25 protein-coding genes are annotated in these 21,282 nt (G+C 68.0%); 15 read left to right on the top strand and 10 right to left on the bottom strand.

The features are described 5' to 3' along the window. Window positions 1-105 precede the first annotated feature (105 nt). Window positions 106-570, top strand: a complete 465-nt coding sequence (locus ACNQVK_RS09975) for a YbaK/EbsC family protein (RefSeq protein WP_418029384.1) — start codon at window positions 106-108, stop codon at window positions 568-570. A gap of 79 nt (window positions 571-649) precedes the next feature. On the opposite strand, the gene ACNQVK_RS09970 is transcribed toward ACNQVK_RS09975, so the two are convergent. The 4 genes from ACNQVK_RS09970 to pdxH form a co-directional block, all read right to left on the bottom strand. Beyond that, complete coding sequence (locus ACNQVK_RS09970; RefSeq protein WP_276128053.1) at window positions 650-1,954, bottom strand: citrate synthase; 1,305 nt, start codon at window positions 1,952-1,954, stop codon at window positions 650-652. A gap of 105 nt (window positions 1,955-2,059) precedes the next feature. After that, the gene (locus ACNQVK_RS09965) at window positions 2,060-2,716 is read right to left on the bottom strand and encodes a TetR family transcriptional regulator (protein ID WP_418029383.1); all 657 of its coding nucleotides are present in this window, start codon (window positions 2,714-2,716) and stop codon (window positions 2,060-2,062) included. 81 nt (window positions 2,717-2,797) lie between these two features. Then, a complete protein-coding gene (locus ACNQVK_RS09960; protein ID WP_273734513.1) occupies window positions 2,798-4,105 on the bottom strand; it encodes an MFS transporter in 1,308 nt (435 codons plus the stop codon). A gap of 63 nt (window positions 4,106-4,168) precedes the next feature. Continuing rightward, entirely contained in the window at window positions 4,169-4,804 is a 636-nt protein-coding gene (gene pdxH, locus ACNQVK_RS09955; RefSeq protein ID WP_418034080.1) for a pyridoxamine 5'-phosphate oxidase, read from the bottom strand. A gap of 95 nt (window positions 4,805-4,899) precedes the next feature. On the opposite strand from pdxH, the gene ACNQVK_RS09950 reads away from it, so the two are divergent. The 8 genes from ACNQVK_RS09950 (at window position 4,900) to ACNQVK_RS09915 (ending at window position 11,320) form a co-directional block, all read left to right on the top strand. After that, complete coding sequence (locus tag ACNQVK_RS09950) at window positions 4,900-6,018, top strand: citrate synthase 2 (protein WP_044520300.1); 1,119 nt, start codon at window positions 4,900-4,902, stop codon at window positions 6,016-6,018. After that, window positions 5,994-6,629, top strand: a complete 636-nt coding sequence (locus tag ACNQVK_RS09945) for a maleylpyruvate isomerase N-terminal domain-containing protein (protein WP_418029382.1) — start codon at window positions 5,994-5,996, stop codon at window positions 6,627-6,629. The genes ACNQVK_RS09950 and ACNQVK_RS09945 overlap by 25 nt, the downstream gene beginning before the upstream one ends. Window positions 6,630-6,811: 182 nt before the next feature. Further along, a complete protein-coding gene (locus tag ACNQVK_RS09940; protein WP_418029381.1) occupies window positions 6,812-7,264 on the top strand; it encodes a VOC family protein in 453 nt (150 codons plus the stop codon). 53 nt (window positions 7,265-7,317) lie between these two features. Then, entirely contained in the window at window positions 7,318-7,860 is a 543-nt protein-coding gene (locus ACNQVK_RS09935; protein ID WP_418029380.1) for a GNAT family N-acetyltransferase, read from the top strand. A gap of 83 nt (window positions 7,861-7,943) precedes the next feature. Continuing rightward, window positions 7,944-8,561, top strand: coding sequence for an ECF transporter S component (locus ACNQVK_RS09930; RefSeq protein WP_418029379.1), 618 nt, complete (start codon window positions 7,944-7,946; stop codon window positions 8,559-8,561). Continuing rightward, entirely contained in the window at window positions 8,558-10,042 is a 1,485-nt protein-coding gene (locus ACNQVK_RS09925; RefSeq protein ID WP_418029378.1) for an ABC transporter ATP-binding protein, read from the top strand. Before ACNQVK_RS09930 ends, ACNQVK_RS09925 begins: the two co-directional genes overlap by 4 nt. Further along, window positions 10,039-10,782 (top strand): energy-coupling factor transporter transmembrane component T family protein, encoded by a 744-nt coding sequence (locus tag ACNQVK_RS09920; RefSeq protein WP_418029377.1) that lies wholly within the window; start codon window positions 10,039-10,041, stop codon window positions 10,780-10,782. Before ACNQVK_RS09925 ends, ACNQVK_RS09920 begins: the two co-directional genes overlap by 4 nt. Continuing rightward, on the top strand, window positions 10,769-11,320 hold the full coding sequence (locus tag ACNQVK_RS09915) for a hypothetical protein (protein ID WP_418029376.1): 552 nt from the start codon (window positions 10,769-10,771) through the stop codon (window positions 11,318-11,320). The genes ACNQVK_RS09920 and ACNQVK_RS09915 overlap by 14 nt, the downstream gene beginning before the upstream one ends. On the opposite strand, the gene ACNQVK_RS09910 is transcribed toward ACNQVK_RS09915, so the two are convergent. Together ACNQVK_RS09910 and ACNQVK_RS09905 are read right to left on the bottom strand one after the other, a co-directional pair. After that, the gene (locus ACNQVK_RS09910; protein WP_418029375.1) at window positions 11,317-12,975 is read right to left on the bottom strand and encodes a 4Fe-4S binding protein; all 1,659 of its coding nucleotides are present in this window, start codon (window positions 12,973-12,975) and stop codon (window positions 11,317-11,319) included. The genes ACNQVK_RS09915 and ACNQVK_RS09910 overlap by 4 nt on opposite strands. 30 nt (window positions 12,976-13,005) lie before the next feature. Then, window positions 13,006-14,022 carry an AurF N-oxygenase family protein gene (locus ACNQVK_RS09905; protein WP_276128042.1) on the bottom strand — a complete coding sequence of 339 codons (1,017 nt, stop codon included), beginning with the start codon at window positions 14,020-14,022 and terminating at the stop codon, window positions 13,006-13,008. Window positions 14,023-14,144: 122 nt separating this feature from the next. Here ACNQVK_RS09905 and map point away from each other — a divergent pair, with 122 nt between their 5' ends. From map to ACNQVK_RS09885, 4 genes are all read left to right on the top strand, one after another. Beyond that, a complete protein-coding gene (map, locus tag ACNQVK_RS09900; protein WP_418029374.1) occupies window positions 14,145-14,909 on the top strand; it encodes a type I methionyl aminopeptidase in 765 nt (254 codons plus the stop codon). Between the two features lie 23 nt (window positions 14,910-14,932). Continuing rightward, entirely contained in the window at window positions 14,933-16,039 is a 1,107-nt protein-coding gene (gene serC / locus ACNQVK_RS09895; protein ID WP_418029373.1) for a phosphoserine transaminase, read from the top strand. Window positions 16,040-16,131: 92 nt separating this feature from the next. Continuing rightward, window positions 16,132-16,947, top strand: a complete 816-nt coding sequence (sepH, locus tag ACNQVK_RS09890) for a septation protein SepH (RefSeq protein ID WP_276128039.1) — start codon at window positions 16,132-16,134, stop codon at window positions 16,945-16,947. A gap of 154 nt (window positions 16,948-17,101) precedes the next feature. Next, window positions 17,102-18,013 (top strand): class I SAM-dependent methyltransferase, encoded by a 912-nt coding sequence (locus ACNQVK_RS09885; RefSeq protein WP_418029372.1) that lies wholly within the window; start codon window positions 17,102-17,104, stop codon window positions 18,011-18,013. Window positions 18,014-18,023: 10 nt separating this feature from the next. Here the strand turns inward: ACNQVK_RS09885 and ACNQVK_RS09880 are convergent, their stop codons facing one another. Genes ACNQVK_RS09880 through ACNQVK_RS09870 form a run of 3 tightly spaced genes read right to left on the bottom strand, consistent with a single transcriptional unit; the run spans window position 18,024 to window position 19,569 of the window. After that, a complete protein-coding gene (locus tag ACNQVK_RS09880; RefSeq protein ID WP_418029371.1) occupies window positions 18,024-18,299 on the bottom strand; it encodes a DUF2537 domain-containing protein in 276 nt (91 codons plus the stop codon). Between the two features lie 20 nt (window positions 18,300-18,319). Beyond that, window positions 18,320-19,141 carry a TrmH family RNA methyltransferase gene (locus tag ACNQVK_RS09875; protein WP_418029370.1) on the bottom strand — a complete coding sequence of 274 codons (822 nt, stop codon included), beginning with the start codon at window positions 19,139-19,141 and terminating at the stop codon, window positions 18,320-18,322. Continuing rightward, complete coding sequence (locus ACNQVK_RS09870; RefSeq protein WP_418029369.1) at window positions 19,138-19,569, bottom strand: MarR family winged helix-turn-helix transcriptional regulator; 432 nt, start codon at window positions 19,567-19,569, stop codon at window positions 19,138-19,140. Before ACNQVK_RS09870 ends, ACNQVK_RS09875 begins: the two co-directional genes overlap by 4 nt. Before the next feature lie 85 nt (window positions 19,570-19,654). On the opposite strand from ACNQVK_RS09870, the gene ACNQVK_RS09865 reads away from it, so the two are divergent. Together ACNQVK_RS09865 and ACNQVK_RS09860 are read left to right on the top strand one after the other, a co-directional pair. Further along, complete coding sequence (locus ACNQVK_RS09865; RefSeq protein WP_418029368.1) at window positions 19,655-19,918, top strand: DUF2530 domain-containing protein; 264 nt, start codon at window positions 19,655-19,657, stop codon at window positions 19,916-19,918. Window positions 19,919-19,927: 9 nt separating this feature from the next. Beyond that, window positions 19,928-20,380, top strand: coding sequence for an SRPBCC family protein (locus ACNQVK_RS09860; RefSeq protein WP_211155857.1), 453 nt, complete (start codon window positions 19,928-19,930; stop codon window positions 20,378-20,380). A gap of 7 nt (window positions 20,381-20,387) precedes the next feature. On the opposite strand, the gene ACNQVK_RS09855 is transcribed toward ACNQVK_RS09860, so the two are convergent. After that, window positions 20,388-21,188 (bottom strand): DUF3027 domain-containing protein, encoded by an 801-nt coding sequence (locus ACNQVK_RS09855; protein WP_418029367.1) that lies wholly within the window; start codon window positions 21,186-21,188, stop codon window positions 20,388-20,390. Window positions 21,189-21,282 lie beyond the last annotated feature (94 nt).

Here is a 21,282-nt window from a genome sequence, read left to right as displayed (position 1 = left end):
AAACCCGCCGCAACGGCCCCACTACAGCACCTTCCGCCCACCCGAGGCGATCGAGATCGCCCTCACCAGACAGGAATTGGGCGCCGATCCGACAGAATCGTCACTGTGAACGAACGGAACTCCCTCGTCGCCGCGGCCGTGGCCGCCGCCGGCATCGAACCGGCCATCAAAATCCTCGACGCCGACGCCAAGACCGCGACCGCGGCCGCCGAACAACTGGGCTGCGAGGTCGGGGCCATCGCCAACAGCCTGGTGTTCGAATGCGACGGCGAACCGCTGCTCGTGATGGCCAGCGGTGCCGCCCGGGTGGACACCGGCGTCGTCGCCGGCCATCTCGGGGCCACAGCTATCCGCAAGGCCGACCCGAAGCTCGTCCGCAGCGCGACCGGACAGGTCATCGGCGGCGTCGCACCCACCGGCCATCCGGCACCGCTACGCACCGTCGTCGACCAGACGCTGGCGTCCTATCCGGTGATCTGGACGGCCGCGGGCACCGCCGATTCGGTCATGCCGCTGACCTACGCGCAGCTACTGGCGCTCACCGGTGGCGCCGCGATCGCGGTGCGCTGACCAATACTGCGCGAACAGACGCGTAGGTCCCCCAGAATCCGTGTTCTGGGGGACCTACGCGTCTGCTCGCCGAAAAAACTCAGCGCTTGTTGATGTCCAGGTAATTGCGCTCGGTGTAGCCGGTGTAGATCTGGCGCGGACGGCCGATCTTGTTGGGCTCCGAGTGCATCTCACGCCAGTGCGCGATCCAGCCGGGCAGCCGGCCCAGCGCGAACAGCACGGTGAACATGCGGGTCGGGAAGCCCATCGCCCGGTAGATCACGCCGGTGTAGTAATCGACGTTCGGGTACAGCTTGCGCTCGACGAAGAAATCGTCGGTCAACGCGATCTCTTCGAGCTGCTTGGCGATGTCGAGCAACTCATCGTCGCCACCCAGCTTGCCCAGGATCTTGTCCGCCTGCTCCTTGACGATGCGCGCCCGCGGATCGTAGTTCTTGTAGACCCGGTGACCGAAGCCCATCAGCTTCACACCGTCTTCGCGGTTCTTGACCTTCTTGACGAAGGTCTGCACATCGTCATCGCCGGTGCGGATCTTCTCCAGCATCTCCAGCACGGCCTGGTTGGCGCCGCCGTGCAGCGGGCCCCACAGCGCGTTGATGCCACCGGAGATCGAGGTGAACAGGTTGGCCTGCGACGAACCCACCAGGCGCACCGTCGAGGTCGAGCAGTTCTGCTCGTGATCGGCGTGCAGGATCAGCAGCATGTCCAGCGCGCGGACGATCTCGGGATCCACCTCGTAGGGCTCGGCCGGGAAGCCGAACGTCATCCGCAGGAAGTTCTCCACCAGCGTCAGCGAGTTGTCCGGGTACAGGAACGGCTGCCCCTCGGACTTCTTGTAGGCATACGCCGCGATCGTCGGCAGCTTGGCCAAAAGGCGGATGGTCGACAGCTCGACCTGCTTGTTATCCAGCGGATCCAGCGAATCCTGGTAGTAGGCGCTCAGCGCGTTGACCGCACTGGACAGCACCGGCATCGGATGCGCGTTGCGCGGGAAGCCGTCGAAGAAACGCTTGAGATCCTCGTGCAGCAGCGTGTGCCGCTGGATCTGGGTGGTGAACGACTCCAACTGCTCGGCCGTCGGCAACTCACCATAGATCAGCAGGTAACTGACCTCGATGAACGTGGAGTTCTCGGCCAGCTGCTCGATCGGGATACCCCGGTAGCGCAGGATGCCGGCATCACCGTCGATGTAGGTGATGGCCGACTTGGTCGAAGCGGTGTTGACGAACCCACCATCAAACGTGGTGTAGCCGGTCTTGGCCAGCAACGGACCAAGCGCGATGCCGTCACTGCCCTCGGTGGCATGGACGATATCGAGATCAATCTCGCCACCGGGGTACTTGAGAGTGGCAAGGTCCTGCCCACTCGACGGGTTTTCGGCCACGGGAATCCCTTCATCGTCCTGGGAACCGACAACTGCTCTACAAAAGGTAGTCGCAATCGATCGGCGCTGCCCGCGGGGGGTTACTAACGGGTCACTGCAAACCACTCAGGCCCGGTCGGGGCGCTGCTCCGCGCCCGCGACGACCTCCAGGAAATCGGCATAGGTCGATTCGATCCGCTCGACGATGTCGTCCACGGTGACGGTGTCCCAATTCGTCCGAGATCCCAGTTCAGCGATGCCGGTCATGATGATCGCGGTCCACACGACGGCCGTCAGTTTGAGCCGACGATCGTCGCCGGGCACCCCCATCCGTCGCGCCAACACCACGTTCACCGCGTCCGCCCGGAACTCCGAAGCCGACTGGATCAGGGCCGGCGACGAGGTAATGATGCGTGCCGACGCCAACAGCCGATCCGACGTGAGTTGGGTGGGCGGGGCGGTCTTGGTCTTGAGGAACGCCTGTACGTGGGCCCGGTACAGCGCCTCGATATCGCCGATCTCGGCCGGTTGCGCCTCGAGTTCGATCGCGACCATCTCGATCACCTCGTCGACAAATGCCAGGACGACCGCGTCCTTGGTGGCGAAGTAGCGGCTGAAGGTGCGCGGAGACACATCCGCCACCGCGGCGATCTGCTCGACCGTGGTCTGCTCGAATCCCTGCCGATCACACAGATCGATCGCGGCCTCGATCAACATCGCCCGGGTGCGTTGCTTCTTCCGCTCACGCAAACCCGTCTCGGCCTGCCGCACAACGTCAACCACGAGATCGGATGCTAGTGCCCAAAGGACTGCTTTTCGGTCCTTTTCGGCAACTATGTGACGCTGGGTGCCATTCGCCGGTGGTCATACTTTGTCAGGCTCGGACTGTTCCTGCGGCACGGTGCTGCTCGTGCTCACGCGGTAGCGCACGAACGCCGGCACCGCGAGCGCCGCGATCACCACGCCGACGACCACCAGTGCACCGCCACCGGCCGCGGCGACCGTCGTGCCAACCGCTGCCGCCGCCGCGCCGTGCAGGGTGTCGGCCAGCCGAGGGCCACCGGCCACCACGACGGTGAACACGCCCTGCAGCCGGCCGCGCAGCTCATCGGAGGCCGCCTGCTGCAGGATCGTCGACCGGAACGCGGCCGACACCATGTCGGCGGCGCCGCCAACCGCCAAGAACGCCAGCGCAATCCACAACACCACCCCGGCCTGGCCATGTGCCATTCCGCCGGCGATGCCGAACCCGACCATCGCCACGCCCCACACCACGATCGCCAGCACCACGGCCAGCCCCTGCCTGCGGATCCTCGGCAGCCAGCCCGAGAAGACGCCGCCGGCCACCGCGCCGGCCGACATAGCCGCCGCCAGCAACGCCATCGCCGTGCCGCCCGAGACCGGGCCGCCGAAGCTCTCGTGTGCCATCTGGGGGAACAACGCGCGCGGCATCCCGAAGATCATCGCCACCAGGTCGACGACGAACGACATCAGCACCACCCGGTTGCCGGCCAGATACCGGAAGCCGTCGAGCACCGCCGTGAGGCCCCAGCGGGACGCACCTTCCTCGGTGCTGGCCGGGGGCATCGGCGCCAGCCGGAAGGTCGCCCAGATCGGCGCCAGACAGGTCACGGCATCAATCAGATACAGCGTCGACAGGTCCACCCAGTTGAGCAGGAACCCGGCCATCAGCGGGCCGACGATCGCACCGAACTGCATGACCGTCATGTTCAGCGAGTTCGCCGCGGGCAACTGTTCCCCCGGCAGCATCCGCGGAATGGCCGCCGACCGGGTCGGGCTGTTGATCGCATAGAACGCCTGCTGCACACCCAGCAGACACAGCACCACCCACACGTTGTTCAGCGCCAGCGCCGCCTGCAACCACAACAGCACCGAGGCCCCGGCCAACCCGATCGAGGCGATGATCAGCAGCAGCCTGCGGTCCATCGCGTCGGCCCAGGCACCGCCCCACAGCCCGAAAACCACCAGCGGTACCAGCGCGAACAGACCGGACAAGCCCACATACGCCGAGTTCTCGGTGAGGACGTACAGCTGCACCGGCACCGCGAAGATGGTCAGGTTGGCGCCGATGACGGTCGGGATTCCGGCCAACCACAGCCGCCGGAAATCCGGTGTGCGCAGCGGGGTGGTGTCGGCGAAGAACCTACGCACTACGCCGGGGCGAGCGAAGCGAGGGCGACATCGTCCCTGGGGCGAGCGAAGCGACGGGGGGATTCATGGTTGTAGACGTTCCGCTTGATTACCGATCACGCGAATTCGGTTGTGTACCCGGTTCTCCCGGCCCTGCCAGAACTCCACGCTCTCCGGGGCGATCAGGTAGCCGCCCCAGTTCGGCGGCACCGGAACGGATTCGAGATCGGCGAACCGCTCGGTCACGTCGGTGAGCTGGGCCAGCAGCGCCTGACGGGACGCGATCGGGCCCGACTGCTGTGACGCCCAGGCGCCCAGCTGTGAACCACGGGGGCGCTTGGACCAGTACTCCTCGGTGTCCTCACGGCTCACTTTGGTCACCGGACCGCGCACGTGCACCTGACGCCCCAGCCGGTACCAGGGGAACGTCGCCGAAGCGTAGGGATTCGTGGCCAGCTGTACGCCCTTGGCGGAGTCATAGTTGGTGAAGAACGTGATGCCCGTCTCGTCCATGCTCTTGCACAACACCGTTCGGGTGACGGGTCTTCCCTCGTCGTCGGTGGTGCCCACCACCATGGCGTTGGGCTCGGCGACCCCGGCGCGGTACGCATCGGCCAACCACGTCCGCAGCAGCCTCAGCCAACCGGTTGCGGGGTCCTCCCCCAGCCAATCGACATCCAGGTCGCCGCAGCCGTCCTTCTCGACGTAATCCACGCGCATGGCAGCCAGGTCATGGTCGTCGTGTCCGGGGGTGTGTTCGGGGGGACTTGCCACCGCGGTAACGCTACGCCTGCGCTTGGTGCAAGAATCTGGCCATGCCAGCTGTACCGGAGGACTTCGTTCCCGGCCTCGAAGGCGTCGTCGCCTTCACGACCGAAATCGCTGAACCGGACAAGGACGGCGGCGCACTGCGCTACCGCGGCGTCGACATCGAGGAACTCGTGCGTCGCCGGGTCACCTTCGGAGATGTCTGGGGGCTGCTGGTCGACGGCAGCTTCGGCACGGGCCTGCCCCCTGCCGAGCCGTTCCCGCTGCCCATTCACAGCGGCGACGTGCGGGTGGACGTCCAGGCCGGGCTGGCCATGCTGGCACCGATCTGGGGCTACGCACCGCTGTTGGACATCGACGACGCCACCGCGCGTGACCAGTTGGCCCGCGCCTCGGTGATGGCGCTGTCCTACGTCGCGCAATCCGCCCGCGGTATCTACCAGCCCGCGGTCCCCCAACGCACGATCGACGGATGCGACACCGTCACAGCGCGTTTCATGACGCGCTGGCAGGGCGACCCCGACCCGAAGCACGTCGAGGCGATCGACGCCTACTGGGTCACCGCCGCCGAGCACGGGATGAACGCGTCGACGTTCACCGCCCGGGTGATCGCCTCCACCGGCGCCGACGTCGCGGCCTCCCTGTCGGGTGCGGTGGGCGCGATGAGCGGACCCCTGCACGGCGGCGCCCCGGCCCGGGTGCTCCCGATGATCGAAGAAGTCGAGAAGACCGGTGACGCACGCGCGGTGGTCAAGGGCATCCTGGATCGCGGCGACAAGCTCATGGGCTTCGGGCACCGCGTGTACCGCGCGGAGGATCCGCGGGCACGGGTGCTGCGGGCCACCGCCAAACGCCTTGAGGCGCCCCGCTACGAGGTGGCCGCCGCGCTGGAGCAGGCCGCCCTGGCCGAGCTTCGTGAGCGCCGCCCGGACCGGGCCATCGAGACCAACGTGGAGTTCTGGGCCGCGGTGATCCTGGACTTCGCCCAGGTGCCCGCCTCGATGATGCCCGCGATGTTCACCTGCGGGCGCACCGCCGGATGGTGCGCGCACATCCTTGAACAGAAACGGCTCGGCAAGCTCGTGCGGCCGGCCGCCATCTACGTCGGCCCCGAACCGCGCAGCGTGGAGTCGGTCGCCGGATGGGACAAGATCGCCACGTCATGACCGCCGCCCGCGACGTATTCGCCTCGGCAGCACATACTTTCGCCCGACTGGTGCAGGTGCTGCCGGCGGATTCGTTCGACGGGCCGGGCCTGGGCGAGTGGGATCTGCGCGCCCTGGTGGGCCACACCTCGCGCTCGCTCATCACTGTCAGCACATATCTGCAGACCCCCGCGTCGACGGCCGACCTGGCCGGTCCGGTGGAGTACTACGCGGCCATGCGGGGATTCATGTCCGACGCCGGTGCCGAGGCCATCATCGAGCGCGGCAGGCAAGCCGGGCGCGACCTGGGCTCCGATCCGGCCGCGGCGGTGGACGCGCTGGCGAGCCGGGCCCTCGACGACATCGACGAGGCGGGCGATCCGTTGATCACCGTCATCGGCGGATTCGGTATCCGGTTGAGCCAGTACCTGCCGACCCGCGTTTTCGAGCTCGCCGTTCACAGCCTCGACATCGCCAGGGCCACAGGCCTTTCGGCGGACCTGCCGGCCGACGTGCTGGAAGGGGCCGGCGTGCTCGCAACGCAGATCGCGGTGAAGCTGGGCGAGGGCGAGACCGTGCTGATGGCGCTGACCGGACGGGTCGAGCTGCCGCGGACGTTCTCCGTCACCTGACTTCTCTCGTTCTGCGCCGAAACTACGGTTTCTGACGAGATCAGCGCCATTTTCGTCACAAGGCGTAGTTTCGCGGTCCGTGCACGTGTCAGACCCCGGTGGTTGCATGGGACTTGTCCGGCGATGAGATCCGCCCGCCGCGTGGGTCTGCATTGAGTCCGCTCACCGATCAGGAGAAGAACATGGCGATCGAAGTAACCCCCGCAGTCCTGCCGCATCTGGTTGTCGACGACGCTGCCGCGGCAATCGACTTCTACGTCAAGGCGTTCGGCGCCACCGAATTGGGCCGGGTGCCCGGGCCCGAAGGCAAGCTCATCCACGCCGCGCTCAACATCAACGGGTCCACGGTCATGCTCAACGACGACTTTCCCGAGTACAACGACGGCAAGCCGTCGACGCCCAAGGCGCTGGGCGGCAGCCCGGTGACCATCCACCTCACCGTGACCGACGTCGAGGCAATGTTCGCCAAGGCGGTCGACGCCGGCGCAGAGGTCGTCATGCCGCTGGAAGACCAGTTCTGGGGTGACCGCTACGGCGTCGTGCGCGATCCGTTCGGCCACCTGTGGTCACTCGGTCAGCCGGTTCGCGAGGTCAGCCCCGAGGAGATCGCACAGGCCATGCAGTCGGGGCAGTAGCCTCACCGACCGCTATCCGGGGGGCCGCGGTATCCAGGTGGCATCCTGAGCAGGTGATCGACGTCCTGATCGCCGAGCCCGGGGAACTGAGCCGCGAGATGCTGGGTTCGGGTGAGATGTTGGTCCGCTCGGCCTTCGGTGACGGCTTCCGCACGCACGACTGGCTCCATGGTGTCGACGGCGTGCACGTGCTGATCACCGAGGATCGCGAACTGCTCGCCCACTCGGCGGTGGTGCCCCGCACGCTGCGCCACGCCGACGACGTCTTCGACACCGGTTATGTCGAAGGTGTCGCCGTGCGCGGCGACCAGCAGGGCCGCGGCCTGGGCCGTCTGGTGATGGACCACACCGAGGCCATCATCCGCGCGCGACACGACCTCGGTGCGCTCAACGCCGTGGAGAGCGCCGCCGCGTTCTATGCCGGCCGAGGCTGGCAACGCTGGGACGGCCCCACCCAGGCCGACACCCCTGATGGGCTGATCGACACCTATGACGCCACCGACCGGATCTTCCTGCTGCCGACGGACGCAGCGGCCCGCGATCTCGCCAAGTCAGTGCCCCTGATCTGCGATTGGCGCAGCGGCGACCTCTGGTAGCCGACGTCTGCCCGGCTCGGCACAGTTCATACTTGAGTGCCGCACATGCCCCGCGATGGGGCATGCCGGAGCAAAGGAGATCGATGAACACCCAGCCCGCCGGCACCACGCCGGCTGCCCGCGCGCTGAGCTGGCGAGTTGTGGACATCGTCGTCGCCAGCGTCCTCGCGACGGCGTCGGGGCTGGTGTTCGTCGTGTGGAACATCGCGTCCAACCCGATCGGCGCGCCGCTGACGGCGCTGCTTCCGGGCCTGCAGGCCCTGCTCGCCGGGGGCTGGTTGTTCGCCGGCGTGCTCACCGCCCTGGTGATCCGCAAGCCGGGCGCTGCCTTGTACGGCGAGCTCGTCGCCGCCACGGTGTCGGCACTGGTCGGCAACCAGTGGGGCGTGCTCACCCTCGAGTCGGGCCTGGTACAGGGGCTCGGCGCGGAGCTGGTCTTCGCGGTGTTCCTGTACCGCCGTTGGGGATTGCCCGTCGCCATGATCGCGGGCGCCGTCGCGGGGTTGGCCCTGGCCATCAACGACCTCATCCTGTGGTACCCCGGGTCGGCGAACACCTTCGCCGCGATCTACACCGTCTCGGCGATCGTCTCCGGTGCGCTCGTCGCCGGCCTGCTGTCCTGGTTCGCGGTCCGGGGTCTGGCGAAGACCGGAGCCCTGAGCCGGTTCGCCTCGGGCCGGATCGGCCCCGACGTTCGATGAGCTCACCGCACGGCACCGGCGCCACGGTGACGGCGCGCAGCTGGGGTTGGTGCCATGCCGGACGCGCCACGTGGGCCGTGCGGGACCTCGACCTGCGGATCGAAGCCGGTGAGCGGGTGCTGCTGCTCGGTCCGTCCGGCGCCGGGAAATCGACTCTGCTGCACGGTATCGCCGGTCTGCTCGGCGGCGCCGAGGAAGGCCGGCAGACCGGCAACCTGCTGGTCGACGGAGCCCCACCGGGTGAGCAGCGCCACCGGATCGGCATGGTGCTCCAGGATCCCGACTCCCAGGTGATCCTGTCCCGGGTCGGTGACGACGTCGCCTTCGGCATGGAGAACTTCGGTGTCGAGCGCGACCGGATCTGGCCCCGGGTCCGAACCGCACTCGACGCCGTCGGGCTGAATCTCGGTTTGTCCCAGTCCACTTCGGAGCTGTCCGGCGGACAGAAGCAACGCCTCGCGCTGGCCGGGGTGATCGCGATGGACCCCGGGCTCATCCTGCTCGACGAACCCACGGCCAACCTCGACCCCGCGGGTGTCGTCGAGGTACGCGACGCCGTCGCCGAATCGGCCACCCGGACCGGCGCGACGCTCATCGTCATCGAGCACCGCACGGAGACATGGCTACCGGTCATCGACCGAGTCATCGTGCTCGGCGCCGACGGTGATGTGATCGCCGACGGAACCCCGGACCAGACCATCCGGCGTAACCACGACTACCTGGTCCGATCGGGTGTCTGGGTACCCGACACCCCGCTGCCCGAGATCACCCGCCACCGATCTCATGCGGCCGAAACATTGCTGTGCGCATCAGGTCTGGCCCTGGCGCATCCCGGCGATCCCCCGATGCACATCGGTTTGAACTTCGAGATCGATGCCGGCCAGACCACGGTCATCACCGGCCCGAACGGCGCGGGCAAGTCGACACTGGCGCTCACCATCGGCGGGCTGTTGCCCGTGCCCGCCGGCCGGCTCGAGGCGCACGCCGGCTTCGCGCCCTCGCCGTCGCGCCGGCAACCCGTCAAGTGGCGGTCGAAAGAGCTGCTCACCCGGATCGGCAGCGTGTTCCAGGATCCCGAGCACCAGTTCCTCGCCGGCACGGTGCGCGACGAACTCGCGTTGGGCCCCAAGGCGATCAAGCTCGGTGCCGCCGAGATCACCGCGCGCACCGACGAACTACTCGAACGCCTGCACCTGACCCACCTCGCGACGGTGAACCCCTACACGCTCTCCGGCGGAGAGAAGCGCCGCCTGTCGGTGGCCACGATGCTGGCCACCGCGCCCAGGGTGATCATCCTCGACGAGCCCACGTTCGGGCAGGACCGCCGCACCTGGGAGGAACTGACCCGGCTGCTGGCCGAGATCGCCGACGCCGGAACGGCCGTCGTCGCGGCCACCCACGATCTGGACTTCGCCGCCCTGCTGGCCGACGCCCGAATCGAACTGCCGGACTGGGAGCCCACCGCGGAGATGACGTCGTGATCAACCCGGTCGCACGACTGCTCACCGCGCTGATCATCGCGGGCGCCCTGGTGCTCTCGGTGGACTGGGTCTCGGCGCTGACGGCGCTGGCCGGCGAGATCGTGCTGTTCGCCGCGGTCGGTGTGCGACTCCGCGCGGCGCTGGCCCGTGGCGCCGTGGTCGTCGTGGCGGCCACACTCACCGCTGTCACCATCCTGCTCTACGGGCAGACCAGCGGAACCGTGTACTGGCACTTCTTCCTCGTCACCGTCAGCGACGGGTCGATCGCCCTCGCGGTGGCCACGTTCCTTCGTGTGCTGGCGATCGCGCTGCCCTCGGTCATCCTGTTCATCGACGTCGAATCGACCGAGTTGGCAGACGGTTTGGGCCAGGTGCTGCGACTACCCGCCCGGTTCGTGATCGGTGCACTGGCCGGTCTGCGGATGGTCGGTCTGCTCGGGCAGGACTGGCGATACCTCGGCTATGCCCGGCGGGCTCGCGGCGTGGCCGATCACGCCCGGGTGCGGCGGATCGCGGGGCAGGCGTTCGCCCTGCTGGTGTTCGCCGTGCGCCGCGGATCGAAGCTCGCCACCGCGATGGAAGCGCGCGGGTTCGGTGCCTACCCGCAGCGGACCTGGGCACGCCCATCACCCTTCGGTGCGCGCGAATTCGCCCTGATCGCGGCCGGATTCGTCATCGCGGCAGCAGCGATCGCGGTGTCGATGGCGTACGGGACATGGAACTTCATTGGTACTCGATGACATCCTGCGCCGCCTCGGCGCGGCCGCCACGACTGTCCTGATCGACGGCCGTTCGGGGTCCGGCAAGTCGACGCTGGCGATCGACCTGCACGACGAGTGGACCGGCAGTGCCGTCGTCCGGCTCGACGACATCTACCCGGGCTGGGACGGACTGCTCTGGGCCGCAGATCATGTGCGGCGATCGCTGCTCGCGCCGCGGGCCGCGGGCCGCACCGGGCGCTGGCGGCAATGGGATTGGGCGACGGCTGCACCCAGCGGCTGGCACGCGATAGAACCGGGACAACGCCTCATCGTCGAGGGCATCGGTGCGCTCACCCCGGCTACCCGGGCCCTGGCAGATCTGGGCATCTGGGTCGATGCCGACGACGCCGAGCGCAAGCGCCGGGCACTGGAGCGCGACGGCGACACCTACCGGCCGCACTGGGACCGGTGGGCCGCTCAGGAGGACGAGTTCATCACCCGGTTCCAGCCGAGGGCGTGCGCCGATCTGATCGCGGTACCCACCGCAGGCGGATTCGGCTTCACCGCGCCTGGTTAGCGCAGACCGGCCAGAACCCTCTGCCGCACTGTCGGTTTCGGCGCAGACGCTGCGACAGCGATCATCTCGTCGACCGAGGTGAACTTGTCGCGCGGCCGGTCCTCGCCACCGCGGGCGATCTCGGCGGCGTCGATCGCCTGCCATCCGGCGGCGTCCACCATGGCGGGCTGGCGCGTCCGCACCAGCTTCTCCAGGGCGGCCGGCTTGCGCACCGGATCGGTCAGCACGCCGGCGTTGAAGTCGTCGACCAGCTGGTGCACGGTCTGTGCCGCACACGACTTGTTGGTGCCGATGAAGCCGGTGGGCCCGCGCTTGATCCAGCCGGCCACGTACGCGCCGGCCGTGTTCCGGACCCGTCCACCGTCATTGGGCACGACGGCGGCGGCGTCGTCGAACGGAAGATCGGCAATTGCCTTGCCGCGGTACCCGATCGAGGTCAGCACGAGCCCGGCGTCGAGCGTGCGCACCTCATCGGTCCCGGTCACGCCGAATTCGATCCCGCTGACCTTGCCCTCACCCAGCACACGCTGCGGGGTGAGCCGGTAGGCCAACCGGATCCGCGGCCGGGTCAGCGGCGCGGAGGCATTGCCCAGCTTGGCCAGGATCTCCAGCTTGTTGCGGGTCAACGGATCCGTCTCGCGGGCCAGGTCCGCCACCACGAGCTGGTGATCGGCTTCGTCGAGCACGACGTCGCAGCTCGCGGTCAGGCCGATCAGCTCGGGCAGGGTGAAAGCCGACTCCGCGGGGCCGCGGCGGGCCGCGATCACCACCTCGGAAACCTTCGAGGTGCGCAGGGCCGCCAGCGCATGATCGGAGATGTCGGTGCGGGCCAACGCATCCGGATCGGTGGTGAGCACCCGGGCCACGTCGAATGCGACGTTGCCGTTGCCCACGATGACGACCCGCTCATGACCGAGGTCCACCGGCAGGTCGGTGAACTCGGGGTGCCCGTTGATCCAGGCCACCATCTCGGTCGCCGTGCCCGTGCCGGGCAGCCCCATGCCCTCGATCTCGAGCCGGCGATCGTTGGGCGCGCCCACCGCGTACAACACGGCGTGGTGATGCTCCAACAGATCGGCATGCGACAGGTGCTTGCCCACCTCGACGTTGAGGAAGAACTTGAATCCAGGCTGCTTGCCGATGACGTCGAACAGCCGGGTGACCCGCTTGGTGCTCTGATGGTCCGGTGCGACGCCGGCCCGCACCAGCCCGTAGGGCGTCGGCAGCTTCTCGAAGACGTTGACCCGCACACCGCGCTGGGTCAGCAGTTCGTCGGCCGCGTACATGGCAGCCGGGCCGGAGCCCACGATCGCCACTGTCAACGGCCCACCAGAGTGGGCCGTCACCTTCGGCGCCGCGATCACCGGCGCCAGCTTGGACGTCGGCGGCAGCTTGCCTTCGCGCTTCGGGTAGAAGGCGGCGTTGAGCTCGATGAACGGCAGCTGCTTCTCGGTCAACTTGGTATCGGCCGCGATCGCACCGACCGGGCACGCACTGACGCATGCGCCGCAGTCCACACATGCCTCGGGATCGATGTAGAGCATCTCGGCCGTCGCGAAGCCCGGCTCATCCGGTGACGGATGGATGCAGTTCACCGGGCACGCGTAGACACAGGACCCGTCGCTACAACACGACTGGGTGATCACATGGGGCATAAAAAACCTTCGAACCCTCCGGGAGGAGCTTTAGGCGACCGAGACCAGGTGCTCGCGCTGTGGCTCGCTACGGTAACGGCTCGGCGGCCCGTCGATCTTGCAGATCCGCCAGATGAGCTTTGCGATCGGGTTCATCAGGCCGGTGTCCTGGCAGAGCATGCGGACATCACCGAACATGTCCCGCAGCATCTTGCGCGACTCGGGCGAACGGAAGAACAACTCCTTGCGCACCGAGCGCGGGATGTCGAATTCCTTCCAGAACGCGCGCGGCGGCACGATGATCGCCGAGCACAGGATGCGCATGGTCAGCGGCACGAACAGCGACAGGATCCAGCGCTGGCGGCGACGCAGGTTCGGCACCCGCTTGTGCAGGTACTGGTGTGCGAACGAGATGTGCCGGGCTTCCTCGGCGACGTGGATCGCCATGACCCGTTCCATGATCGGGTGCAGGGCCTTGCCCTCGCGCAGCACGTTCTTCTGGGTGTGGTCGATGGGCTCCTCGCCGGCCAGCACACCGAAGAAGAACGGGATGGGCAGGGGGCCTGCGGCCAGCGGGATGAGCGGCTGCAGCCACTTGAGCAGCCGCGGCATGCCCGGCACATCCATGCCGATCCGGTTCACCATCTCCTGGAACATCAGGGTGTGGTTGCACTCCTCGACGGATTCATGCAGGCAGTAGCGGTACTCCGGGGAGCCGTTGGGCACCCAGAACGAGTACTCCATCAGGCCACGGATCAGGATGTTCTCGAAGTGCAGGCCGACCTTGGCGACGTTGGCCTGGCGCCACATGCCGATCTGGATCTGCCGCTCGACCGGCTGCGCCTGGTACCACGCGTGACCACCCATCGGGTCGGTCGCCGGCAGGATCCAGCGCGGATCGTTCGGGATCACCGCGAACTCAGGCGAGTCCCACTCGATGTCCTTGTACGGATTGAAGTTGCGACGCACCGACCCCTCGGACAGTGTCGCGAGCATGTCGGTGTACTGAATGTCGTCGCTGACGTCCATGTTCTTGCGCCAGCGCCTGACCATCTTGGTCCGAGCCATGTTGCAGACCTCTCTATAATCGTCTGAGGTTTACATCTACCCACTTGTTGTACAAACGGTACCGCAGGTATCGAGTAAAAGTCCATGCCTGATTTGAATCGTTTGCCGATTGGTGACCGCACGTGGTCGATTTGAAGACAAAGCAGCAGGTAGAGGCGATGGCCGCAGCAGGTGCAGTAGTTGCGGAAACATTGCGAACAATCGCCGAAAATGCCGCCGCCGGGCACACCGCCGCCGATCTGGACCGGATCGCCGCCGAAATCCTGGCCTCACACGGCGCCGCCTCACCGTTCCTCGACTACCAGCCGCGCTGGGCGCCCAGCCCGTTTCCGGCGGTGCTGTGCGTGAGCGTCAACGACGCGGTGGTCCACGGCATCCCCGACGACACCGTCCTTGCCGACGGCGACCTGGTGTCGGTGGATTTCGGGGCAATCCTCAACGGCTGGTGCGGCGACGCCGCCCGCAGCTTCGTGATCGGCACGCCGCGGACGGCCGACAGCGCACTGATCGAGGCCACGGATGCGGCCCTGGCCGCCGGGATCGCCGCGGTGCGGCCCGGCAACACGCTGGGTGACATCGGCCACGCGATCGCGTCGGTGGCCCGCGAGGCGGGATACGGCCTGTTGGCCAACCACGGCGGGCACGGCATCGGCCGCACCATGCACGAGGCACCGCACGTCCCCAACTCGGGACAACCCGGGGAAGGCCTGACACTGCAGCCCGGCCTGGTGATCGCGATCGAGCCGATGCTGATCGCGGACGGCACCACGGGTTACGTCCACGACCCCGACGGCTGGACGCTGCGCAGCGCCACCGGGGCCCGCTCCGCGCACAGCGAGCACACTGTGGCCGTCACCACGGACGGCGCCCGAATTTTGACGCTGTAGCGGCCGACTTTAGGCTGGTCGGTATGGCTGAACTGATCATCCCCGCCGACCTCAAGCCCCGCGACGGCCGTTTCGGATGTGGACCCTCCAAGGTCCGTCCCGAGCAACTGACCGCGCTGGCCGCTGCCGGGGATCTGTTCGGCACGTCCCATCGGCAGGCGCCGATCAAGAATCTGGTGGGCCGCGTCCGCGACGGCCTGCGCGAACTGTTCTCGGTTCCCGACGGCTACGAGGTCATCCTGGGCAACGGCGGTTCGACCGCATTCTGGGACGCGGCAGCCTTCGGCCTGATCGACAAGAAGTCTCTTCACCTGACCTACGGCGAGTTCAGCGCCAAGTTCGCCTCGTGCGTGGCCAAGAACCCGTTCATCGGCGACCCGATCGTCGTCAAGACCGACCCGGGCACCGCGCCGCAGCCGCAGTCCGACCCGTCGGTGGATGCCGTCGCCTGGGCGCACAACGAGACCTCGACCGGCGTCTCGGTAGCGGTCCAGCGTCCGGCCGGCGACGCGCTGGTGCTGATCGACGCCACCTCGGCCGCCGGCGGCCTGCCCGTCGACATCGCCGACACCGACGCGTATTACTTTGCGCCGCAGAAGAACTTCGCCGGAGACGGCGGCCTGTGGCTGGCCATCGTCAGCCCCGCGGCCCTGGCCCGGATCGAGGCGATCGGCGCATCGGATCGCTGGGTGCCCGACTTCCTGTCGCTGCCCATCGCGGTGGAGAACAGCCTCAAGAACCAGACCTACAACACCCCGGCCATCGCCACGCTGATCCTGCTCGCCGAGCAGATCGACTGGCTCAACGGCAACGGCGGGCTGGACTGGGCCGTCAAGCGCACCGCGGATTCCTCGCAGCGGCTGTACTCGTGGGCCGAGGCATCGAGCTTCGCCACCCCGTTCGTCACCGACCCGGCGCTACGCTCGCAGGTCGTCGGCACCATCGACTTCAGCGATTCGGTGGATGCCGCCGCGGTCGCCAAGGTGCTGCGGGCCAACGGGATCGTGGACACCGAGCCCTACCGGAAGCTGGGCCGTAACCAGTTGCGGATCGGTATGTTCCCGGCGGTGGAGCCCGATGACGTGAGCGCCCTGACCAGCTGCGTCGACTGGGTCGTCGGACAGCTCTGAGCGAGCCTTCATCTCCGGGCCTGTCCCGCCAGCGTGTCAGCCCGGTAACGGGCCCATAACGCAGTAGGGTTCGCCCAGGAGGTTTGGTCGGTATGCGAGAACTCAGAGTCGTTGGTTTGAACGTAGACGGCAGACGCATCATCTGTGAATCCGACGACTCCGCCAAGGACATGTTCAGCGTGCGTGTCGATGACCGGCTCCGTGCTGCGATGCGCGGCGACAAGGTCGCCTCGAATCAGACCGACATCGATGTAGAGGTGCAGAACGTGCTGCGACCCAAGGAGATTCAGGCAAGGATTCGCGCCGGGGCGTCGGTCGAGCAGTTGGCCGAGGCAGCCGGGGTGCCTGTCGAGCGGGTCGAGCGGTTCGCCCATCCGGTGTTGCTGGAGCGCGCCCGCGCGGCCGAGCTGGCCACCGCGGCGCATCCGGTGCTGGCTGACGGCCCCTCGGTGCTGACGCTGCTGGAAACCGTCACGCAGGCCGTGGTGGCCCGAGGCCTCGACCCCGATTCGATCGCCTGGGACGCCTGGCGCAACGAGGACAGCCGGTGGACCGTGCAGCTGGCCTGGAAGGCCGGCCGGTCGGACAACGTCGCGCACTTCCGGTACACCCCCGGAGCTCACGGCGGCACCGTCTCCGCATCAGACGATGCGGCCCGCCAGCTGATCAACCCCGATTTCGGCCGTCCGCTGCGCCCCGTCGCCGCGGTGCCGCACCTGTTCGACAACCACGAGACCCACGAGGTGGCGGAGACGCCGGCGGCGGTGCCCGAGCAGTTCAGCCGACCGGCCGAGCCGATTCCCGCGCCCGCTCCCCCGGCACCCAAGCGCGGCCGCAAGGCCCGCCCCGCGGTTCCGGCCTGGGAGGACGTCCTGCTGGGCGTGCGCTCCTCCGGCACTCAGCCCTGATCTTCGAGCGATTTGTGCACGGTTTTCCGCGGTAGCTGCCGAAAACCGTGCACAAGACACAGCTGACCGCAGTGTGGCGAACGCGACCCTCCCGTTCGGCCCAAAGTTAGTTATAGTGACTAATAACTAGCTTTGCTATATATCTGGAGGGGTAATGCCACGCACCGAGAACGACACCTGGGATCTGGCCACCGGCGTCGGCGCCACCGCCACCGGCGTTGCCGCGTCCCGGGCCCTGGCCTCCAGCGCCGCTGATCCGCTGATCTCCGACCCGTACGCCCGGCCCCTGGTCGACGCCGTCGGGGTGGACTACTACGTGCGCATGGCCCAGGGCGACCTGGTCGCCGACGGCGCCGCCGAGCCGCTCGACCCGCACGTGATCGCCGACGGCATGGCGATCCGGACCCGCTACTTCGACGACTTCTTCCTGACCGCCGTCGAGGCGGGCATTCGCCAGGCCGTCATCCTGGCCTCGGGGCTGGACGCCCGCGCCTACCGGCTGCCCTGGCCGGCCGGCATGACGGTGTTCGAACTGGACCAGCCGGCCGTGATCGAGTTCAAGGGCCGGGCACTCGCCGATCTGGGCGCCGCGCCGGCCGCCGAACTGCACGCCATCGGCATCGACCTACGCCAGGACTGGCCCGCCGCCCTGCGCGCCCGCGGTTTCGACCCGCAGGCGCCGACCGCGTGGATCGCCGAAGGACTGCTCGGGTACCTGCCTCCCGACGCCCAGGACCGGCTGTTCGACAACATCACCGCGCTCAGCGCACCGGGCAGCCGCATCGCCACCGACTGGATGAGCGGGCACTCCGAGCTGGCCGAGAGCCGGATACGGACACTGACCGACCACCAGCGCGAGCAGGGCCTGGAGGTGGACGACCTGTCGGAGCTGATCTTCCCGGGCGACCGCAACGCCGTCGCGGACTACCTGACCGAAACCGGCTGGCAGCCCGAAACCACCACGGCCGAAAGGATGTTCGCGATCCACGGCAGGCAGTTCCGCCGCGACGAGGCCGTCGCCGGGCTGCTCGACGCCAACTACACCGCGGCAGAGCTGGTGGCCTGAGCGGTCCGGGTCAGCCCTGGCTCAACCCGATCGCCAGCAGCGCCAGCCAGCCTCCCGCCACTCCCACGCCCGAACCCAGGACGAACCAGCGCCACACCGGCCGCTGCCGCCAGCCCCACACGGTGGGGGCCAGTCCGCCGACGGCCACCATGTTCAGCCCGACCGCCAGCAGCGGGTGGACGCGCAGCAGGCCTACCCCGAGCACCACGATCGCCGCACCCAGCACCGCGGCCACGAAGGCGGCCACCGTCAATCCGGTCCCCCACGGCGTGGAATCGTCGGTCACGGAGTCAATCTAACGCGATCTCAGCTCCCGAGCCTGGCACGTTCGTAGAACGCGAGCGCCGCCGCCGTGGCGACATTGAGCGAATCGGTGCCACGTGACATCGGGATGCGCACCCGCACGTCGCTAGCCCGCATCGTGTGCTCGGTCAGGCCCGGGCCCTCGGCGCCGACCAGAACCGCCACCCGGTCGCCGTCGAGCTGCGACATCGCCTCCGACAGTGTCGCGGCGGCCGGATCGGGTGTCATGGCCATGAGCCGGAACCCGCTGTCCCGCAATAGTTCCAGATCACCAGGCCAGGATTCGGCTCGCGCGAACGGAACCAGCAGGGCATGGCCCATCGACACCCGCACCGCCCGCCGGTACAGCGGATCGGCACACCCCGCGCCGAACACCACCGCATCGACCGCCAGCCCGGCGGCGTTGCGGAAAATCGACCCGAGATTCTCGTGGTCGTTGACCCCTTCCAACACCGCCACGGTGCGGGCCCCGGAAATCACCTGCGCCACCGACAACTCGGGCGCCCGCGAAGCCGAGGCCAGCACGCCACGGTTGAGGTGGAACCCGACCGCGGCGGCCATCACGTCCGGGCTGGTCCGGTAGAACGGCACATCCACACCCCCGAGGTCGGCGGCCAGCTCTGCGAGGCGCCGGTCGGTGCCGAGCAGCGCGCGCGGGACGAACCGGGAGGCCAGCATCCGCTGAGCCACCAGCACCCCTTCGGCGATCACCAGACCCTTGCCACTGGGGAGATCGGGCCGGCGGTCCACGCTGTTGAGATCACGGAAGTCGTCCAACCGGGAATCGGCCGGATCCGCTATGTCGATAACCTGCAGCAGACTCACGCGCCTTCGAGAACCATGGCCGACATCAGATCGGTGGCGGTGAGCAGAGTCTGGCGTTCATCGGGATCCAGCCGCAGGAGCTGGGACTTGAGCCACTCCTGGCTGGCCCGGCGCTCGGCCTCGACCAGGGTCATCCCGGCCGGCGAGGCAGACACCACGACCTGGCGTCCGTCCACCGGATGGGCCGCGCGGGCCACCAGACCCAGCTCGGCCAGTGAGGCGATCACCCGGGTCATCGACGGAGGGCGCACCCGTTCACGCACCGCCAGGGCACCCGGCGTCATCGCACCCTCCTTGACCAAGGTGGCCAGCGCCGAGAACTGCGTCAGCGAAACCGGGGATTGCGCACGCCGCGTACGTAATTGACGCGCGAGACGGACAACCGCCAGAGCCAGGTCATTCGCGAGCCGCGCATCCGGATCCTTCACATTGGAAATAATACTGAGGCTGGGACGGTAAAGGGCTAAAACCAAGACCAATGAATCCTCATCGCATCGGATACGTTGGTCACCGATGACCGAGGACACCAACGACACGTCGGCGCCGCAGCCGCCGGCCCTGCCCGCCGCGTTGCTGGAGCCGTGGCCCGTGATCGTCGTGATCGCCGCGGGCTGGCTGATCGCGACCGTCGTGGCCTTCACCGTCGGCGGTCTGCAACACTGGCGGCCGTTCACAATCGCCGGGCTGGCGATCGGCGTTCTGGGCACGATTATCTTTCTGATCCAGCGCCGCGCGGTGCGCCGTGGATCTCGCGGTGCGCAAAGCGGATTGACCTGAGGAGACACCATGGCCGCACCACTTCTGCAAGCCACCATCGACATCGACGCACCGGTCGACAAAGTGTGGGGGCTCATCTCGGACCTGAGCCGGATGCCGCAGTGGAGCCCGCAGTGCAGGTTCATGAAGACCCTCGGCCCGCTCCGCCCGGGAACCCGCACGTTCAATCTCAACCGGCGCAAGTTCGTGTTCTGGCCCACCACGTCACGCATCACCGAGGTCGTCGACAACAAGCGGCTCGCGTTCCTGGTGGAGGGCAACAACACGGTGTGGAGCTACGAGCTGGAACCGACCGCCACCGGCACCCGGGTGACCGAATCCCGTCACGCCGAGAACGGCACGACAGCCGTGTCCAACGCTCTGGTCGGCGCACTGTTCGGCGGAGTCCCGAGCTTCGAGGACGAACTCGTCGACGGGATGAACGCCTCGCTGGCGCGGATCAAGGCCGCCGCCGAGAACTAGGGACGACTCACTCGACCACGTCGAGCACACCGTCGTCGTACGGCTCATACATCGGCGAGCCGGTGCCGGGCGGTTGCGGGGTGTCCGAATGGGCCCCGCAGCCGTACTCGGCCTCCACCACATGCCCGTCGGCCGACAGATCGTTGGCGCACACACCGAACATCAATCCCAGTGCACCGCCGAGCGGTAGGTAGAACCCGCAGTCGCGGCACACCCGGCGCGTCGAGCGAGCCATCGCCGAACCCGGCCCGTAATCGCCGTCGTGCCAACGCTGCGCTGCCTGCCCGCGACCCCACTCACTGAGCACCTGACGCCGGCCGAGGCCGAGCTCGAGGTCGAGAGGGACGTCGTCGATCAGCGGGTCCCCGGTGGCCACGTAGCCCGGGACCAGACGCGGATCATTCGGCGGAGGCGCCAGCAGGTCGCCGGGTCCGAGATCACCGGGACGGACCCGCTCCTGCCACGGCACCCACTGCGGCGCCAGCAGCGCCGTCGGCCCAGGAATCAGGACCAACTCGCTGATCGTCGCGTGATCGGCGCCCGGATAGGCCGCCACCACGACGGCCCACTGCCAGCCGCGGTAACCAGGCAGATCGGCCAGGAATCGGTGCGTGGCCGAGGCGGCATCCTCGACGCTCACGCCGAGGTATTCGCCCACGGTGCCCTCACCGCTGAACTCGATCAACGCCGCACGGGCTTGCTCGGCGGCACCAACAAGCAACGCCTCCTGCTCCTGCGACGGCGCTTCGGGGGCGGCCGTCGAGCCGGAGTCGGGAGTCTGCTCAGCAGATTCGGTCACGCTTTCCATTGCCTCCATAGTGCCTGATCGGGGCAACCTCGGGCCACACCGGTCGGCTGTCGGCCGCCTGCGCGCCCGATAAGAGAGAATCAGGGGGTGACCT

Origin of the sequence: Mycobacterium sp. 134 (genome assembly GCF_048282715.1) — a bacterium.
Classification (GTDB): Bacteria; Actinomycetota; Actinomycetes; order Mycobacteriales; family Mycobacteriaceae; genus Mycobacterium; species Mycobacterium septicum.
The sequence above is the reverse complement of the archived record's forward strand: the minus strand, read 5'-3'. Positions and strand labels throughout refer to the sequence as shown.